Raw genomic sequence first — 15,722 nt, 5'->3', positions numbered from 1 at the left:
GGACGCCGGATCCGGCTCTCCGACGCTTTCCGCCGCATCAACCGATATAGGCCGGCAGGGCTCGTTTTCCAAGGTTTTGCCGGCTTTTCCACTGGAGATGAACGGTTCGGCCGCAAAATCGGCCCGGCCGCTAGCTATTGCGCCGGCTCGAACAGCTTCATGCCCCGATAGACATAGTCCGGCTCGCCGCCGGAACCGTCTTGGCCAAGGGATTCGCACGCGTTAATCGCCGCCGCGACTCCGGCGACTTTGTCATGATGGGGCGAAAGGTGGCACACCGGGTCCGCCTCCCGCGCGTCGCCGGCAAGGGCCAGCGCCTGGCAGCGGCAGCCGCCATAATCAATTTCCTTGCGCTCGCAGGAGCGGCAGGGCTCGCGCATCCAGTCGGTTCCCCGGAAAGCGTTAAAGGCCGGCGAATTCATCCAGATATCTTCGAGCGAGCGATCGCGCACGTTCCAGAATGCGAGCCCAGGAATGGTTTCGGCGGCATGGCAGGGGAGCGCCTTGCCGGAGGGCGTGACATTCAAGCCGCGTTTGGCCCAGCCGCCCATGCAGGCCTTTGGATAGCGCGCGTGATAATCGGGAATGACATGATCGATCACGATCACTCCCGCATAGACCTTGCGCAGCGTTTCGACCTCGGCGATCGCGGCCTCGGCTTGGGCCAGGCTTGGCATCAGCACGGCGCGATTGACCATCCCCCAGCCGTAATATTGCGTATGCGCGACCTCGACCCGCCGCGCGCCAAGCGCGACGGCCAACTCGACCATTTTTCCGGCGCGGGTCACATTGGCGCGATGAATCACTGCGTTCACGGTGAGCGGAAGGCCGGCTTGCGCAATCCACGCCGCAACGGCCTGCTTGCGCGCGAAAGCGCCGGCATAGCCGGCGATCCTGTCCGCCGATTCCGGCTCGGAGTCCTGAATCGAAAGCTGCGCATGATCGAGTCCAGCCTCGGCCAGTTCATTGACGAGAGCGCCGGTCAGTCCGATTCCCGAGGTGATGAGATTGGTGTAGAGGCCCACTTTCGCGCAATGGGCGACGATCTCGACAAGGTCGCGCCGCGCCGCCGGTTCGCCGCCGGAAAGATGCGCATGCAGAACGCCAAGGGCGGCGGCCTGCGAGAAGACATCCTTCCAGGCGGCGGCGTCAAGCTCGTCGGCGCGCCGATCCAGCTCCAGCGGATTGGAGCAATAGGGGCAGCGAAGCGGACAGCGATGCGTCAGCTCGGCGAGAAGACCGACCGGTGCCGGAATGGCCTTGCCCATTGCGGTCATAGATCCACCATGCGTTTGGCGGCGAGTTCTTCGAGCAGCGCCCGCACGTCGCTTTCAACTCTGGCGCGGTCGGCGGAAAATGTCGCCGCCAAATCGTCGACAATCGCCTCGAAAGTGGCGATCCCATCGCAACGCTGCAGAATCGCGACCGCTATGGCGTCGGTCTTGACGACGCGTTCGGGCGCCAGCAGCAGCCATTCGCCCCGAGTTTCATCATGTTTCAGCCTGACGCCGCGCGGCAAGCGCGGCTTTGACGAAGGCCCCGTTCGCGGCGCCTCCGTCATGCCGCGACGCCGCGCGCCTTGGCCTCGGCTCCGGGAACCCAGGCGCCCGGCGGAATGGCGCGCTCGACATAAGCGCTCCAGAGGGCGTCGAGCTGCGCCCAAAGCACGGAGCATTTGAACTCGAGAGCCTGGATGACGGCCTCTTGCTCGGCGCGCGTCGCCGCATGCGTCTTCACATAGTCGAGAGCGAAATCGGCGTCGCGCTTGGCCTGAATCGGACGCGCCGAGAAATAGGCAAGCGTCTCCGCGCTGACAAAGTCATAATGCGCCAGCATTCCCGCGACGCGCTCGCTGATGACGCCGGGCGAAAACAATTCGGTGAGCGAAGAGGCGATCGCCTCGAGCAGGCTGCGGCTGCGGCAAAATTCAATATAGGCCTCGACCGCGAACCGCGTCCCAGGAAGAATCCCTTGCGTCGACGCGACATAGCCGCGCGAAAACCCCAAGCTGTCGGTCAGCTTGAGCCAACGTTCGATGCCGCCGTCGCCATCGCGGAGGCCGTCATGATCTTCGATGCGCTTGCGCCACTGCCGGCGGTCTTCGGGATTTTGGATCCGGGTCAGGACGGTCGCGTCCTTGATCGGGATCATCGCCTGATAGTAATAACGATTGAGCGCCCAGGCCTGGACTTCCTCATAGGAGCAACCGCCGCTATGCAGGCGGTGTTGAAACCGATGCAGATTATGATAGCGCTCGGCCCCGATCTGGCGCAAACGGGCTTCGAGTTCGTCGCCGCTCAGTTTCGCCTCAAGGCTATTCAAAGCACAACCTCCATCCCGTCATAGGCGACATCCCAACCCGCCTTCTCGACAATCGAACGCTGCGGCGAATCCTCGATCAGCACAGGGTTCGTATTGTTGATGTGGACGTAGATCTTCCGCCAGATTTCGCAAGCCTTCAGCCGTTCGATCGAACCGTTTTCTCCGCTCATCGCGACATGGCCCATGCGCCAAGCGGTTTTCGACGACAGGCCCAAAGCCACCATCTCATCGTCGGTGAAGGTCGTGCCATCGAAGAATAGCAGCGCGGCGCCGCGCAATTTACGGGTCAGGCGCTCGTTGATGTCGGCGCAGCCAGGAATGTAGAAGAAGCTTTTGGCGCCATCGCTGATCTCGAGCCCGACGGTCGCCTCGTTCTCGGCGCCGACATCGACTTGAGCGCCTTCGAGGTAAAGCGGAACCTTGCCAGGCACCGCGAAGGGCGTGACGCTGACGCCGATGCCGGTATCGACGGGAACATCCAGATCGACGGCGCGTCTATGAACGAGATTCTTGTTCAAAACTGCGAAGACATTCGCCCCGGAGACCTGCTCCAAGGTCGTCAAGCTGCCAAACAGCGTGAAGCTCTGTTGCTCGCGCAGAGTCAGAAGGCCGGCAAGATGATCGATGTCGCCATTGGTGACATAGACGGCGGCGATCGGCGATTGGCGATTCGCGCCGCGCGGATGAAGCTGCGGCGAGGCGATGATCTGCTGCCGGAGATCCGGCGAGGCGTTCAACAGCAGCCAGCGTTCGCCATCCGCGCTGACCGCGAGACTTGATTGGCTGCGCGGCTTGACGCGCTTATCGCCGCTCCAGGCAAGCCGGCAGACCGGACAACAGCAATTCCATTGCGGAAAGCCGCCGCCGGCCGCCGAACCGAGAACGAGTATGCGCAAGGCGCCAGCCAATCAGCAAATTTTAGGGGAAGCGTTGAACTCCAGCCTTCAGATTTCGGCGGACGCGTAGCTCGTCACTTCCATGCCGATGCAAACTTCGATGATGATGGGGGTCGTCCAAGCCATTTTTGCCTCTGCCATTGCTTAAGCGTTGCGATTTCGCCGGGCGCTTTGTTTCCGTACCCTGAACAGGTCTACGCCCGTCCGGCGCGGACCTTAGCACCCGTCTTCGACTCTCGCCACGCCTTTTTTCCATGAATTTGGCGCCGCCAAGGAGCCGCGCTTAAAGCCAGCCTCGCTCCGCCGCGGTCTTGGCTTCGAAACTCTCGATCCGTCCAGCCTTCTCCATGGTCAGGCCGATATCGTCGAGCCCGTTCAAAAGGCAATGCTTGCGGAATGGGTCGATGTCAAAGCCGATCGTTCCGCCGTCGGGTCCGCGAATTTCCTGGCGATCGAGGTCGATCGACAAAGTTGCATTGGCGCCGCGCCCGGCGTCGTCCATCAATTTGGCGAGATCTTCGGGCGAAACCTTGATCGGCAGAATGCCGTTCTTGAAACAATTATTGTAGAAAATATCGGCGAAGCTCGTCGAAATAACGCAGCGGATGCCGAAATCAAGCAGCGCCCAGGGCGCGTGCTCCCGCGACGAGCCGCAGCCGAAATTGTCTTCCGCGACAAGCACCTGAGCGTTGCGATAGGCTGGCTTGTTCAAGACGAAGTCCGGATTTTCCGATCCGTCCTCCTTGTAGCGCAATTCGGCGAAGAGCCCGCTGCCCAGTCCCGTTCGCTTGATCGTCTTCAAATATTGCTTGGGGATGATCATATCGGTGTCGATATTGGTGATCTTGAGCGGCGCGGCGACGCCGGTGAGAGAGGTAAATTTTTCCATGGAGGCGTGTCCAGATCCATTAGGCGGGCATGCGGGCGTTTGGTCGTCGTCGCCGGCTGACGCGACGCGACGCGAAAGGCGAGCCCTTGACGCAGCGCAAGGCGCTTGATGAAAAGCAAGGCGCTTTGGCGAGGGCTGGCCCAGCGGCCTGCGCGAACAATCGCGAGCCGCTTTTCGAACGGCTATTTAGCAAGGCGCCGCCCTCGAAGCAAACCGGGCCGGCGGGGCGACAGGCTTTTCGGAGAGAGCTGGCCTTTGGCGAGGTCGGCCAGCGGCGTCTCCAGATCGATTGACAGATTTTCGAGGCGCCCATAGGTTTGCGGCTTCCGGGATGCGAAGAAGGCGGCGCAAATCCGCCGCGGTCGCGCCACTGTCAGCGATGCGCCCGGTCCTAGGCTTGGTGGGGTGCCGCGAGCCAGACCTTCCCTTCCGGAACGGCGACGAAAGCGGTACGCGTGATCCCAGGAGTTTTTCGATGAGCAACGCCATTTATGCGGCCGCACGGCCGACGCCGATTCCTGTCCGCGAGATATTGCCCTGGCTGGCTTTTGGCGGGATCCTCGCCCTCCTGTCGATCTATTTCGTGGGAGCGGAACAAGGCGCCACGGCCTTGATCTCCGGCCATTTCATCCATGAATATGTCCATGACGGCCGCCATATTCTCGCCTTCCCCTGCCACTGAGGAAGCGCTAAATGGTCGGCGGTCTGCTCCTGCGCGGGATGCTCGCCGGCATCCTGGCCGGTTTCCTCGCCGCGGCTTTCGCGACCTTTGCCGGGGAGCCTTCGATTGAGCGGGCGATCGCATTTGAAGCCGCCGTCGAACAGGCGGAGGGGCAACCATCCGAGCCTGAAATCGTCAGTCGGGAGACGCAGCGCAGCGTTGGACTGTTCACGGCCGCGATGATTTACGGCGCGGCGGTCGGCGGGTTTTTCGGCTTGGCTTTCGCATTCGCTTATGGCCGCATCGGCGGCCCTGATCCCCGCGCGGTCGCGGCGATTCTCGCCTGCGCCGGATTCATTGCGATCGGACTTGTTCCCGAATTGAAATATCCAGCCAATCCGCCTGCGATCGGAGCGCAGGACACGCTTGGCGCGCGCACCGCGCTGTTTTTCGTCATGATGCTGATTTCGGTCCTGGCGATGGTCCTTGCGGCGATGATCGGAGAGACCCTCCGCCTTTGGCTGGATTCCTGGAACGCGGCGCTCGCGCAGGCCGCCGTCTTTATTGCGATGGTCGGGCTCGCCGCTCGGCTGCTGCCGTCGATCGACGAGGTCCCGGCCTCCTTTCCGGCCGATGTCCTCTGGAGTTTTCGCGTCTCGGCCTTGGGCGTGCAGGCGGTTTTGTGGTCCGCGCTGGGATTGGGTTTCGGCGCACTGACACAAGCCCACCCAATAAAGCGCCGTTAAAACGAGGACAGGGCCGGGCGACGCGGCGTTTTCCGGCGAGGGCCTGCTTCAGCGCATCGAGCTGGAGCCAACCCTTGCCGATTCGATGGACCTACCGCACGATCACATTCTTGAACTGCCAAGGATCTTCGGAGTCTATGTCCTCGGGAAACAGAATCGCGCGATCGGTCAGCGGGGTCCAATCGGTATATTGACCGATGACTGGCCCGAGGTAAGGCCGCTGGACTTCCAGGCAACGGTGGAAATCGACCTCGTCGGCTTCGACGATGCCGGCTTGCGGATTTTCCAGCGCCCAGACCATGCCGGCGAGAACGGCGGAGGTCACCTGAAGTCCCGTGGCGTTCTGGTAGGGCGCGATGCGGCGGGTCTCCTCGATCGAGAGCTGGGAACCATACCAATAGGCGTTCTTCGCGTGGCCATAGAGAAGCACGCCAAGCTCGTCGATCCCGTCGACGATCTCGTCCTCGTCGAGAATGTGAGACTCCTTCTGCGGACGCCATTGGGCGCCGGCCATCTCATCGAGCGACAAGACGGCGTCGTCGGCCGGGCGATAGGCATAGTGGCAGGTCGGGCGATAGACCACCTCGCCGCCCTCCCGCACGGTCAGGTAATCGGCGATCGAGATCGCTTCATTATGGGTGATCAGCCAGCCATGTTGCGCTTGCGGCGTCGGCGTCCATGAGCGCACGCGCGTTCCGGCGCCCGGACGCATCAGATAGATCGCGCAATCGGGGCCGAACGGATGCCGCTTGCCCTCTGGCGGCAAATGTTTTTCATGCGTGCCCCAACCAAGCTCCGCAGGCTGCAACCCTTCCGAGATGAAGCCTTCGACGGACCAGGTATTGACGAACACGCCTCTTGGCTTCGGCGTCTTGGCGCGCTGGGTGTCGCGTTCGGCGATATGAATGCCCTTGACGCCGGTCTTTTGCGCCAGCCGCGCCCAGTCTTCGCGCGTCGCCGGCGCGCCGGGGTCGATGCCGCAATCGGTCGCGACATTCAAGAGCGCCTGCTTGACGAACCATGAGACCATGCCGGGATTGGCGCCGCAGCAGGAAACCGCCGTCGGTCCCTTGCCGATCGCTCGGCGAAGGTCGAGGACGCCTTCGCGCAAGGCGTAGTTCGAACGCTCCGACAGCGTGAGGCGGGCGTCGGTATAAAATCCAAGCCAGGGCTCGGCGACAGTGTCGATATAGAGCGCGCCGACTTCATGGCAGAGCCGCATGATCGCGCTGGACGACACATCGACGGAGAGATTGACGAGAAAGGCTTGGCCGCCGCCCTTGGTGAGCAGAGGCTTCAAAAGGTCGACGAAATTCTCGCGCGTGACGGCCTGCTTGACGAAAGCGATCCCGCGCTCGTCGAGGAGATGACGATCCTTGTCCTGCGGGTCGATGACGGTGAAGCGGGATTTATCGAAGGTGAAATGACGCTCGATGAGCGGCAACGCCCCGCGTCCGATCGAACCGAAGCCGATCATGACGATCGGGCCTGTTATCGCTCCATGCACGGGCCATTGCGACATTCATTTATCTCCATCAGTCAGGTTGGCGGAAGTTCGAGAGCGCTTTCAGCTTCGGCGGAATCAGAAAGCAGCTCTAGGTCGTTGTTTTGTCGCATTTTCTTAACGCGAACCGGCATCCGCTTCGCTCGAAAATGCTGTAGAGCGCTTTCCGATCGAATGGAGTCATTCGATCGATCAGAAATCGCTCCGGCGTCAAAAAAGTCTGAGCATATTCTCGTCGAACCGATCGAACCAATCTGTTCGGAATATGCTCTGGAAACCCTTCAAATTCCAAAGAATCAAAAAGCAGCCTTGTTCAACCGGCATGGATACCGGCTCGACGTTCAAAAAATGCGACAAGCCGGCGACCTCTTGCGGGCTGGCCGCCGACGCGATCAAGCAAGCGCGGCGCTCCTGGTCAAGAACGCTGCTGCGTCGATCGGCCGTCAAGACAGAGGGGCGGCGGGGCGGCAGCCCTCGCCGCTGTTTCGCAGGAGATACGGAGGATTCAGGCGGCCCGGCGATAGTCGGCCGAGCCTCCATATGCCTCCCAATCGTGGGCGCCGGCCGCCGCGACGAGGCCCTTGGCGCCCTTCAAGGCGCCTGGTTTGATTTCAAGTCCGAGAAAGCGCGCCTCATCGACCGGACCAGGAAGACTGAGCCCAAGCGTGTGACGGCGGGAAAAGCCGAAAGGCTCGTAATAAGGCGCATCGCCCACAAGCAGAATAGCGTTATGGCCGGCGGCGACGGCGCGGAACAAGGCTTCAGCCGTCAATCTGCGGCCAAGGCCGCGCGAGCGGTAGGCGCTTGCGATGGCGAGGGGACCGAGAAGCAAGGCGGGCGTCTCCCCAGCCAGGATCTTCCACATCCGCAATGTGCCGACGAGTTGCTCGGAATCCTTCATCACCAGCGCAAGACCTTGCGCCGGCAAGCGGCCTTCGCGCAGACGTTCGGCGGTCTTCTCGCGACGCGCCGGACCAAACGCCGCGTCGAGCAAATTTTCCCGCGCGCCAACATCGGCCGGCGTTTCCTCGGCCACGCGAATATCGGGCTCGCCGGCGAGCCCGATGAAAAAGGGAGCCTGCATGGCGATTTCATTCAAGATAAAGGTCATCTGAGCCTCCGCCGGCCTGTTGCCGGGATTGCGCGCGACGACCCTCGCACCAGCGATGACTCGACAATCGAGCCCCCGCCGGCCGTCCGGGACAAGGAAATGGATGAGCGCGGAGGAGCAGGCTCCTCCGCCAGGGATTTTCAAAAAAGGCTTACGCTCAGATCACGTAGGCCTTGAGCGGCGGGAAGCCGTTAAATCCGACCGAGGAATAGGTCGTTGTGTAGGCGCCCGTTCCCCCGATGAGCACCTTCGAGCCGATCTCGAGGCTGACGGGAAGAAAATAGGGCTCCTTCTCATACAACACGTCGACGGAATCGCAGCTCGGGCCCGCAAGGACGCAAGGCTCGGTCGCATCGCCGTCGAAGGCGGTCTTGATCGGATAGCGGATCATCTCGTCCATCGTTTCGGCGAGCCCATTGAACTTGCCGATGTCGAGATAGACCCACTTCACCTTGTCATCCTCCGACTTCTTCGAGATCAGCACGACTTCCGCCTCGATGACGCCGGCATTGCCGACCATGCCGCGCCCCGGCTCGATGATCGTCTCGGGGATCTGATTGCCGAAATGCTTGTGCAGCGAACGCATGATCGACTGCGCATAGGCGTTCACCGCCGGCACGTTCTTCAGATATTTCGTCGGGAAGCCGCCGCCGAGATTGACCATCTGCAAAACAATGCCGCGTTCGGCGAGATCGCGGAAGATCGTCGCCGCGGTCTTCAACGCCCCATCCCACATGCCCGGATTGCGCTGTTGCGATCCAACATGAAACGACAGGCCGAAGGCGACGAGCCCCAACCGATGCGCGTGTTCGAGCACCCGCGGCGCCATTTCCGCGGCGCAGCCGAACTTGCGCGACAGCGGCCACTCGGCTCCCGCTCCATCACACAACATGCGGCAGAACACCTTGGCGCCGGGCGCGACGCGCGCGATCTTTTCGACTTCGGCTTCGCAATCCACGGCGAACAGGCGCACGCCGAGCTGATAGGCGCGCAGGATGTCGCGCTCCTTCTTGATCGTATTGCCATAGCTGATGCGGTCGGCGCTCGCGCCGCTGGCCAGCGCCTGCTCGATCTCGACGACGGAAGCCGTGTCGAAACAGGAGCCAAGACGCGCCAGCAGTTCGAGCACGCGCGGATCGGGGTTCGCCTTCACCGCGTAAAAGACGCGGGTGTCCGGCATGGCCCTGACGAAAGAGGCATAGTTCTCCCGCACGATGTCGAGGTCGAGCACCAGGCACGGTCCGTCCTCGCGACGGTTGCGGAGAAATTCTAAAATACGATCGGTCATCGCGGCATCCCTTCGAAGGGTGCGAAATCCGCACCCAAGCGAACAAGCTTCGGGTGACTGGCGATACTGAGAGACGCCCGCGCTTTGGAGACGCGAGCGGTCCAGTTGACCCGCCAATCGCGACCGCCGTCGTTTCCACAAGACGAATGTCTTGCGGACCGCGCGCGGTCTGATGCTGCGCCGTAGGACATCGCCACCGTGGACAAGGCAGAATCCTGCCGTCCAAAGTGTCAATGGCCATCGCTTGGAGTGGGAAATCCCCTCCGCACGCCCGGCAAGAAAGACTAGCCTCTTCGGTAAGCCAGCTTTGGAGGCTGGCAGAGACGAAAAAGCCCGGTCCGTCGTTGCTTTAAGTCGCGTCCCCCGTTTGGCGGGGTTCGCCGGTTCGCCTCCGGCTGCCGGTCCTTTTTTAAGGCGGTTAACCGGCCTCTTGTCCGGATCCCCGCCAACCGACACACGACCACAGGCACGTGCGAAATTGGGCAAGCCGAAAAATATGCGATTCTGCTCGCATTACAAGAGCTTTTTCAAAAAATTCGCCGCCGCGCGCGAAGGCCGGTCCAGCGTTGCCGCTCGGCAACAGTCTTAAGGCTTGCCGCTGTCCAGCCGGCGCGGCGTTGGCTGCGGAAGAACGCGTTCCTCTAAAGTTTCGAAACCAGCTCGCCATTGCCCGATGCCGGGAAAGGGCCTTGACTGCGCGTCGGCCATCGCCGCGAAATTTAAGCTAAATGCCTTGCCGCTGCCCAAAAAGGCCAGTAATTCCGTAAATCTAGCGTGGTTCACCCGCCTCGCACCGCCGCGCCTCCTTCTTTTTTCTTCTCTTTTCAGTATGCTCATGACCGACCTGAACCGCCGTACGCTCGTCAAGTGCCTGGTCGCGTCAGGCGCTTTGGCGTCGAACCGCCCGATTGCGGCCGAGGCTGCGAAACCAGCGGCCGCGCAACCCGCGTCTTCGCCGCAGAAATTCGACTTCGACGATGTCGTGCGCCGCGCCCGCGATCTCGCGACGGCCCGTTTCGAGGCGGCAGCGGCGCCGCTCGCGGACCCCATCAACAAGCTCGATTTCGATGCCTGGCGCGACATCCGGTTTCGCCCCGACAAATCTTTTCTGGCCGCGAACGGCAGTCCATTCCGCCTGCAACTCTTTCACCTTGGCCATCTTTACCGGCGCCCGGTGACCATCAACACGATCCGCGACGGAATTCCGACGCCGATCCCCTATTCCGCCAATCTGTTCGATTATGGCCGGACCAAGCTCGACAAACCCCTGCCGGTCAATCTTGGCTTCGCCGGCTTTCGCCTGCATTTTCCCTTGAATTCGCCGAAAGTGTTCGACGAGGTCATCGCCTTTGTGGGCGCGAGCTATTTTCGATTGCTTGGCCGCGATCAACGCTATGGAATGTCCGCTCGCGCCCTCGCCGTCCAGGCCGGGACCGACGCGGAGGAGTTTCCCTTCTTTCGGGAATTCTGGATCGAAACGCCCGAGACCAACGCCGACCGCGCCACGATCTACGCGCTGCTCGACGCCGAGGCGACGACAGGAGCCTTTCGCTTCGATCTCTACCCTGGCGCCGAGACCGCGCTCGAAGTATCGGCGACGCTGTTTCCGCGCCGGGCAAACGTTAAATTCGGTCTCGCCCCGCTTACCTCGATGTATTTCATCGGCGAGAATGATCACCGCTTTAACGAGGATTTTCGTCCCGAGCTGCATGATTCGGACGGCCTGCTGATCCATTCGGGGACCGGCGAATGGATCTGGCGGCCTTTGCGCAATCCGACAAAGCTGGAGGTTTCAGTCTTTCTCGATCGGGACATCCGCGGCTTCGGGCTTTTGCAGCGGGACCGCGATTTCGACCATTATCAAGACCTCGACCTCGCCTATGAGGCGCGGCCAAGCTATTTTGTCGAACCGAGGGAGAGCTGGGGCGAAGGGCGCATCGAACTCGTCGAACTGCCGACCGAGCATGAGACCAACGATAATATCGTGGCCTCCTTCACGCCCAAGGACGCGCCGGAGCCAAATCGACCGTTCAGCTATGGCTATCGCGTCGTCGCGAGCCTCAATCTGACCAGGCTCTCGCCCAATGGGCGCACCCTCAACACCTATCAGACGACGGCGGCGGCGTTGGGTTCGGCCGAACCCTTGAGCCCGGGGTCGCGCCGCTTCATCATCGATTTCACCGGCGGCGACCTCGCCCATTACGCCGCCGATCCGCAATCGGTCGAGGTGGTGCCCTCAACAAGCCAAGGCAAAATCACGCGCTCCTTCATTGTGCCGAACCCCCACACGAAAGGATTTCGCGCCGCCATCGACGTCCAGCTCGAAGCCGGCCAATCGACCGATCTTCGCGCCTTCTTGCGAACCGCATCGCGGGCATTGACCGAAACCTGGACTTTTCCGTGGCGCGCGGAGTAGGCGCGCCAACGACGGCGACTTCGGTTCGCTTGGCGAGCCTCGACGATCTTGCCGCCATCGAAGCCATCGAGACCATCGTCTTCGATAGCGACAGACTCTCGCGCCGCAGCCTTCGCTATTATCTTAAATCGAGAACCGCGCTGCTGCTCGTCGTCGGCGTCAACGACCGCGTCTCCGGCTATAGCCTTGTCGCATTCCGCAAGGATTCACAGCGCGCCCGGCTTTATTCGATCGCGCTTGATCCGGCAGAACAAAGGCGCGGCCTCGGGCGCCTTCTGCTCGGAGCCAGCGAGCGCGCCGCAATGGCGCGCGGCGCGATCGCAATGCGCCTTGAAGTGCGCGTCGACAACGCGCGGGCGATCGAGCTTTATGAAAAAAGCGGATACCGAGGCTTCGCAGTCGTCGAGGACTATTACGAAGACGGAGCCGCCGCCTTGCGCTTCGAAAAGGAATTCGCGCTTCCTTCTGATCGGGAAGCGCTCTAAAGCATTTTCGAGCGAAATGGATGCCGGTTCGCGTTAAGAAAATGCGACAAAACAAAGACCTAGAGCTGCTTTCTGATTCCGCCGAAACCGAAAGCGCTCTAGGCGCGCGGAGCCCTTCTAAGCCTTTCTAGGTCGAAACCTTCGATGTCCTGCAGCAATTCGACGAAAGCCGTCGCGCCGTAATCGGCGCAGGCCTCGCCTTTTCCCGCGGTGGCCGCCCCGGCGTCGCCCATCGCGCCGGAGGCGGAGAGATCCTGAGTCATCCAGCCAAAGCCCGTCGGCCGGCCGGCGCGAAGCCAACTGAAATCGCTCTCCATCCCGACGCTCTCGGAAACGAAATCAGCCGCCTTCTCGAAGCGCACGAGGTCGGGCCGGAAACTCAGCATGAGCGAAGTCTCGATGTCTCCGGCGTGGATGCCATGCGCGGTTTCCTCGGCCGAAAAAAGCCCGTCCGGCGCGCCGAAGCGATGCCAGGAGGCCATCACGACCAACATGCCGAATCGCGCCCGAAGATCATGCGCGATAATGTCGAGCATCGCGCTGTTGCCGCCATGCGAATTGAGCAGCACGAGCTTGCGGCAGCCGGAGCGGAAAACGCTTTCGCCAAGCTCCGTCCAGGCGCGGATGACGGTTGGCGCGGAAAGGCTGAGCGCGCCCGGAAAATCCGCATGTTCGATCGAACAGCCGCAGGTTTGCACCGGCAGAAACAAGACGGGGAGCTCCGCCGGCAGGCGCTCGATGACCTTGGCGACATAGCCTTCCATGATGAATGTATCGACGCCAAGCGGCAGGTGCGGACCATGCTGCTCGATCGCGGCGACAGGCAGGACCGCGATGACCTCCGCCATGTCGGTCTCCTGGAAATCGGTCCAGATCATCTCGGCCCAGAATTTTGTCGGCAGCATGGAAATAGTCCTTGGCGCGGCGGAGCAGATTGCCGTCCCGACGCAAAAATGGTCCTATATCACTAATCGCAAAGGCAAGGATGATTTGTCGTGCAGATGCCTGCTTCTGTATGACGGGATTTGAAACATAAGAGACCTTCCGACGAAAGATTGCCGACCGCCGCTTCGCGCCCATGTTGGCCATCGCCTGCCCCGTGCTCACCGGCCGAAACCGGTCATTCGGTCAGACCGTCGGTCACGATTCTAAGAGAACAAGTGTGCTTTTCCGAACGAGCCCTATTCTAATGAAAGTGCGCGGCCTATCGGTCGAATCTGGTGCGTCCTACTTGCCCCCGGCATATCCGGACCCTGACGCCGGCGTCTGCGCAGAGAGATTTGATTCCTATCAGCATTGGGCAGAGGGGGCGTGCAGTGTGCTGCTCGTCAGTAGCGCAACTTTTAGATCCTTGGGTGCCGCCGTTATTCCTCGTCACTTCACTGTGACGACGACTTTGCCCTTCGCGCGACCCGTTTCGACATAGGCCAGCGCTTCGTTGGTCTTCTCGAACGGGAAGACCCGGTCCATCACGGGGCGTATGTCACCCGCCTCGATCAGGGAGGTGATCTTTCCGAGTTGCCGGCCGTTCGCTGTCATAAAGAGAAACGAATAGTTGATCCCTCGGCGTTTCGATTTTCTCCTAATGCCGGAGCTCAGCAGGCGCATGACCTGTTGAAGCAGCCAGCCGGAGCCGTTCTCCTTCGCGAAGTCCGGATCGGGCGGACCGGAAATCGAGATCAGCTTCCCGCCCGGCTTCAGCACACCAAGGGATTTCTCCAGCGTGTCCTTCCCGAGGCTGTTCAGCACGACGTCATAGCCCTGCAGCACTTTCTCGAAGTCGTCGTTCTTGTAGTCGACCACGACGTCTGCGCCGAGACTTTTCACAAGAGCGACATTTGCTGTGCTCGTGGTCGTGGCCACATATGCCCCGAGATGCTTGGCAAGCTGGATCGCGATCGTGCCCACGCCGCCCGAGCCGGCATGAATCAGGACCTTCTGCCCCTTCTGCAAGTTGGCCCGCTCGACAAGCACCTGCCATGCCGTCAGGGCGACAAGCGGAATGGACGCGGCCTCTTCCATGGTCAGGTTCTTGGGCTTCAGCGCCACATTGGCCTGGTCTATCGCGATGAACTCCGCGAAGGTGCCGATGCGGTCCTGGCCTGGATGTGCGTAGACCTCGTCGCCCGGGCTGAAGCGCGTGACCTTGGACCCGACGCGGGTCACGACGCCCGCGAGATCGCTGCCAAGGATCAGTGGCAGGCGATAGCGCAGGATGAGCTTGAACTCGCCGTCCCGGATCTTGGAGTCCACGGGATTAACGCCGGCGGCATGAATCTCGACCATGACGTCGTTCTCACGCAACTTTGGCTCCGACATCTCGCCAAGCCGCAGAGCGCCGCCTTTCTTGTAGCGATCGATCAGGAATGATTTCATCGGACTAACTTTCATTGCTGTGGTGAGCCTGCAGCGCCAGTAGTGCAGCGATGAGAGCTCAACGGGGAAGTCTGTTGAATTTCCGAAGGCCGTTATCGACGAAGGACTCAGGCAGGAAGCGGCGCATGAAGCGGACCTGTCCTGCAGCTTTTCCGGCGGTGTAACGTCGTTTGGGTGATGCCGCATTGGCGGCCCTTACGACAGCTTCGGCAACTACCTCCGGTGCATCGCCCTTCGCGACAATCTCGTGCATCAGCTTCTCCGCGTCGGCGCGAACCGTATCGTAGACGGCAAGTGGCCGGTCCGGTCGCGCGATGTTCTCTTCGAAGGACGTGCGGGTCACGCCGGGCTCGACAACCACGATGCGGATGCCCTGCGTTCGCACCTCGTGGTCGAGTGACTCCGAATAGCCCTCAATGGCGTGCTTGGTCGATGCGTAAAGCGCGTTATAGGGAGCGGGGATCAGCCCGAGTATCGAACTGAGGTTGACGATCCGGCCCCGGCGCTGGCGCCTCATCACGGGCAGGACCGCATTTGTCATTCGTATGATGCCGAACACGTTCACGTCGAACACGGCTTTCGCCTGTGCCGTCGTGGATTCCTCAGCGCCGCCCAGCAGCCCGATCCCGGCATTGTTGACGAGGAGATCGATCCGCCCCGCGCGGCTTAGAACCTCGTCGACGACGCTCTGTATGGAAGCATCGTCGATCACGTCGCAGATCAGCATCGTGATCCCGTCCGGGGTATCGGGCATCGGCTTTCGGCTGGTGCCGAAGACCCGGTAGCCATCGCGCCGCAGCGCTTGTGCCGTCACCAGCCCGATGCCGGAGGAAGCGCCCGTGACCAGGGCAATGCCGCGTTCTGTCTCGCTCATCGGCTTCCGCTTTCATTTTGTCGTGGACCATCGATGAGCAATCAGTTACTATCAAATCAGTATTAAGTCACTACTAAAAAGGTATGGACATGAAAAATCTCTCGAGCGAGCCATGCCTGATCGCCCGGAGCCTGGCGCTTGTGGGGGACGCATG

The 15,722-nt window shown here is 61.4% G+C and carries 17 protein-coding genes; 4 read left to right on the top strand and 13 right to left on the bottom strand.

All coding sequences use genetic code 11. The features are described 5' to 3' along the window. Positions 1-134 precede the first annotated feature (134 nt). The 6 genes from pqqE to leuD all read right to left on the bottom strand — a co-directional run bounded on the left by pqqE (position 135) and on the right by leuD (position 4,107). On the bottom strand, positions 135-1,277 hold the full coding sequence (gene pqqE / locus DL86_RS13690; protein ID WP_036262548.1) for a pyrroloquinoline quinone biosynthesis protein PqqE: 1,143 nt from the start codon (positions 1,275-1,277) through the stop codon (positions 135-137). Beyond that, entirely contained in the window at positions 1,274-1,561 is a 288-nt protein-coding gene (gene pqqD, locus DL86_RS13685; RefSeq protein ID WP_036262546.1) for a pyrroloquinoline quinone biosynthesis peptide chaperone PqqD, read from the bottom strand. Before pqqD ends, pqqE begins: the two co-directional genes overlap by 4 nt. Further along, positions 1,558-2,322: a pyrroloquinoline-quinone synthase PqqC gene (pqqC, locus tag DL86_RS13680; protein ID WP_036262543.1), complete on the bottom strand. Its 765-nt coding sequence runs from the start codon at positions 2,320-2,322 to the stop codon at positions 1,558-1,560. Before pqqC ends, pqqD begins: the two co-directional genes overlap by 4 nt. Further along, positions 2,319-3,218 (bottom strand): pyrroloquinoline quinone biosynthesis protein PqqB, encoded by a 900-nt coding sequence (gene pqqB, locus DL86_RS13675; protein WP_036262611.1) that lies wholly within the window; start codon positions 3,216-3,218, stop codon positions 2,319-2,321. Before pqqB ends, pqqC begins: the two co-directional genes overlap by 4 nt. A gap of 48 nt (positions 3,219-3,266) precedes the next feature. Next, positions 3,267-3,344, bottom strand: coding sequence for a pyrroloquinoline quinone precursor peptide PqqA (pqqA, locus tag DL86_RS20850; RefSeq protein ID WP_156964656.1), 78 nt, complete (start codon positions 3,342-3,344; stop codon positions 3,267-3,269). Between the two features lie 157 nt (positions 3,345-3,501). Continuing rightward, positions 3,502-4,107: a 3-isopropylmalate dehydratase small subunit gene (gene leuD, locus DL86_RS13665; RefSeq protein ID WP_036262538.1), complete on the bottom strand. Its 606-nt coding sequence runs from the start codon at positions 4,105-4,107 to the stop codon at positions 3,502-3,504. A gap of 475 nt (positions 4,108-4,582) precedes the next feature. On the opposite strand from leuD, the gene DL86_RS13655 reads away from it, so the two are divergent. Together DL86_RS13655 and DL86_RS13650 are read left to right on the top strand one after the other, a co-directional pair. Next, positions 4,583-4,789 (top strand): CbtB domain-containing protein, encoded by a 207-nt coding sequence (locus DL86_RS13655; protein WP_036262534.1) that lies wholly within the window; start codon positions 4,583-4,585, stop codon positions 4,787-4,789. Positions 4,790-4,800: 11 nt separating this feature from the next. Next, entirely contained in the window at positions 4,801-5,514 is a 714-nt protein-coding gene (locus tag DL86_RS13650; protein ID WP_036262532.1) for a CbtA family protein, read from the top strand. A 91-nt stretch (positions 5,515-5,605) separates the two neighbouring features. On the opposite strand, the gene DL86_RS13645 is transcribed toward DL86_RS13650, so the two are convergent. The 4 genes from DL86_RS13645 to DL86_RS19920 form a co-directional block, all read right to left on the bottom strand. After that, entirely contained in the window at positions 5,606-7,036 is a 1,431-nt protein-coding gene (locus DL86_RS13645) for a homospermidine synthase (protein WP_036262530.1), read from the bottom strand. A 487-nt stretch (positions 7,037-7,523) separates the two neighbouring features. Beyond that, complete coding sequence (locus tag DL86_RS13635) at positions 7,524-8,129, bottom strand: GNAT family N-acetyltransferase (RefSeq protein WP_051953445.1); 606 nt, start codon at positions 8,127-8,129, stop codon at positions 7,524-7,526. A 157-nt stretch (positions 8,130-8,286) separates the two neighbouring features. After that, positions 8,287-9,417, bottom strand: coding sequence for a type III PLP-dependent enzyme (locus DL86_RS13630; RefSeq protein ID WP_036262526.1), 1,131 nt, complete (start codon positions 9,415-9,417; stop codon positions 8,287-8,289). Between the two features lie 585 nt (positions 9,418-10,002). Beyond that, positions 10,003-10,254: a hypothetical protein gene (locus DL86_RS19920; protein WP_156964650.1), complete on the bottom strand. Its 252-nt coding sequence runs from the start codon at positions 10,252-10,254 to the stop codon at positions 10,003-10,005. Here DL86_RS19920 and DL86_RS13625 point away from each other — a divergent pair. Next, positions 10,253-11,833, top strand: a complete 1,581-nt coding sequence (locus DL86_RS13625; protein ID WP_036262608.1) for an OpgD/OpgG family glucan biosynthesis protein — start codon at positions 10,253-10,255, stop codon at positions 11,831-11,833. The genes DL86_RS19920 and DL86_RS13625 overlap by 2 nt on opposite strands. After that, a complete protein-coding gene (locus DL86_RS13620; RefSeq protein ID WP_051953431.1) occupies positions 11,818-12,318 on the top strand; it encodes a GNAT family N-acetyltransferase in 501 nt (166 codons plus the stop codon). The genes DL86_RS13625 and DL86_RS13620 overlap by 16 nt, the downstream gene beginning before the upstream one ends. 98 nt (positions 12,319-12,416) lie before the next feature. On the opposite strand, the gene DL86_RS13615 is transcribed toward DL86_RS13620, so the two are convergent. The 3 genes from DL86_RS13615 to DL86_RS13605 form a co-directional block, all read right to left on the bottom strand. Continuing rightward, positions 12,417-13,223: a creatininase family protein gene (locus DL86_RS13615; RefSeq protein ID WP_036262523.1), complete on the bottom strand. Its 807-nt coding sequence runs from the start codon at positions 13,221-13,223 to the stop codon at positions 12,417-12,419. A gap of 469 nt (positions 13,224-13,692) precedes the next feature. After that, positions 13,693-14,694, bottom strand: coding sequence for an NADP-dependent oxidoreductase (locus DL86_RS13610; RefSeq protein ID WP_036262605.1), 1,002 nt, complete (start codon positions 14,692-14,694; stop codon positions 13,693-13,695). A 58-nt stretch (positions 14,695-14,752) separates the two neighbouring features. Then, positions 14,753-15,568 (bottom strand): oxidoreductase, encoded by an 816-nt coding sequence (locus DL86_RS13605; protein ID WP_036262521.1) that lies wholly within the window; start codon positions 15,566-15,568, stop codon positions 14,753-14,755. Positions 15,569-15,722: the final 154 nt, after the last annotated feature.

The organism is Methylocapsa aurea, from assembly GCF_000746085.1.
In the GTDB taxonomy this organism is placed as follows: domain Bacteria; phylum Pseudomonadota; class Alphaproteobacteria; order Rhizobiales; family Beijerinckiaceae; genus Methylocapsa; species Methylocapsa aurea.
The sequence above is the reverse complement of the archived record's forward strand: the minus strand, read 5'-3'. Positions and strand labels throughout refer to the sequence as shown.

Coding starts and splice junctions, on each gene's coding strand:
- pqqA (WP_156964656.1), bottom strand. CDS start 3,344: ATGGCTTGGACGACCCCCATCATCATCGAAGTTTGCATCGGCATGGAA.
- DL86_RS13655 (WP_036262534.1), top strand. CDS start 4,583: ATGAGCAACGCCATTTATGCGGCCGCACGGCCGACGCCGATTCCTGTC.
- DL86_RS13645 (WP_036262530.1), bottom strand. CDS start 7,036: ATGTCGCAATGGCCCGTGCATGGAGCGATAACAGGCCCGATCGTCATG.
- DL86_RS13630 (WP_036262526.1), bottom strand. CDS start 9,417: ATGACCGATCGTATTTTAGAATTTCTCCGCAACCGTCGCGAGGACGGA.
- pqqD (WP_036262546.1), bottom strand. CDS start 1,561: ATGACGGAGGCGCCGCGAACGGGGCCTTCGTCAAAGCCGCGCTTGCCG.
- DL86_RS13605 (WP_036262521.1), bottom strand. CDS start 15,568: ATGAGCGAGACAGAACGCGGCATTGCCCTGGTCACGGGCGCTTCCTCC.
- DL86_RS13650 (WP_036262532.1), top strand. CDS start 4,801: ATGGTCGGCGGTCTGCTCCTGCGCGGGATGCTCGCCGGCATCCTGGCC.
- pqqE (WP_036262548.1), bottom strand. CDS start 1,277: ATGACCGCAATGGGCAAGGCCATTCCGGCACCGGTCGGTCTTCTCGCC.
- DL86_RS19920 (WP_156964650.1), bottom strand. CDS start 10,254: ATGAGCATACTGAAAAGAGAAGAAAAAAGAAGGAGGCGCGGCGGTGCG.
- leuD (WP_036262538.1), bottom strand. CDS start 4,107: ATGGAAAAATTTACCTCTCTCACCGGCGTCGCCGCGCCGCTCAAGATC.
- DL86_RS13610 (WP_036262605.1), bottom strand. CDS start 14,694: ATGAAATCATTCCTGATCGATCGCTACAAGAAAGGCGGCGCTCTGCGG.
- DL86_RS13625 (WP_036262608.1), top strand. CDS start 10,253: ATGACCGACCTGAACCGCCGTACGCTCGTCAAGTGCCTGGTCGCGTCA.
- DL86_RS13635 (WP_051953445.1), bottom strand. CDS start 8,129: ATGACCTTTATCTTGAATGAAATCGCCATGCAGGCTCCCTTTTTCATC.
- DL86_RS13615 (WP_036262523.1), bottom strand. CDS start 13,223: ATGCTGCCGACAAAATTCTGGGCCGAGATGATCTGGACCGATTTCCAG.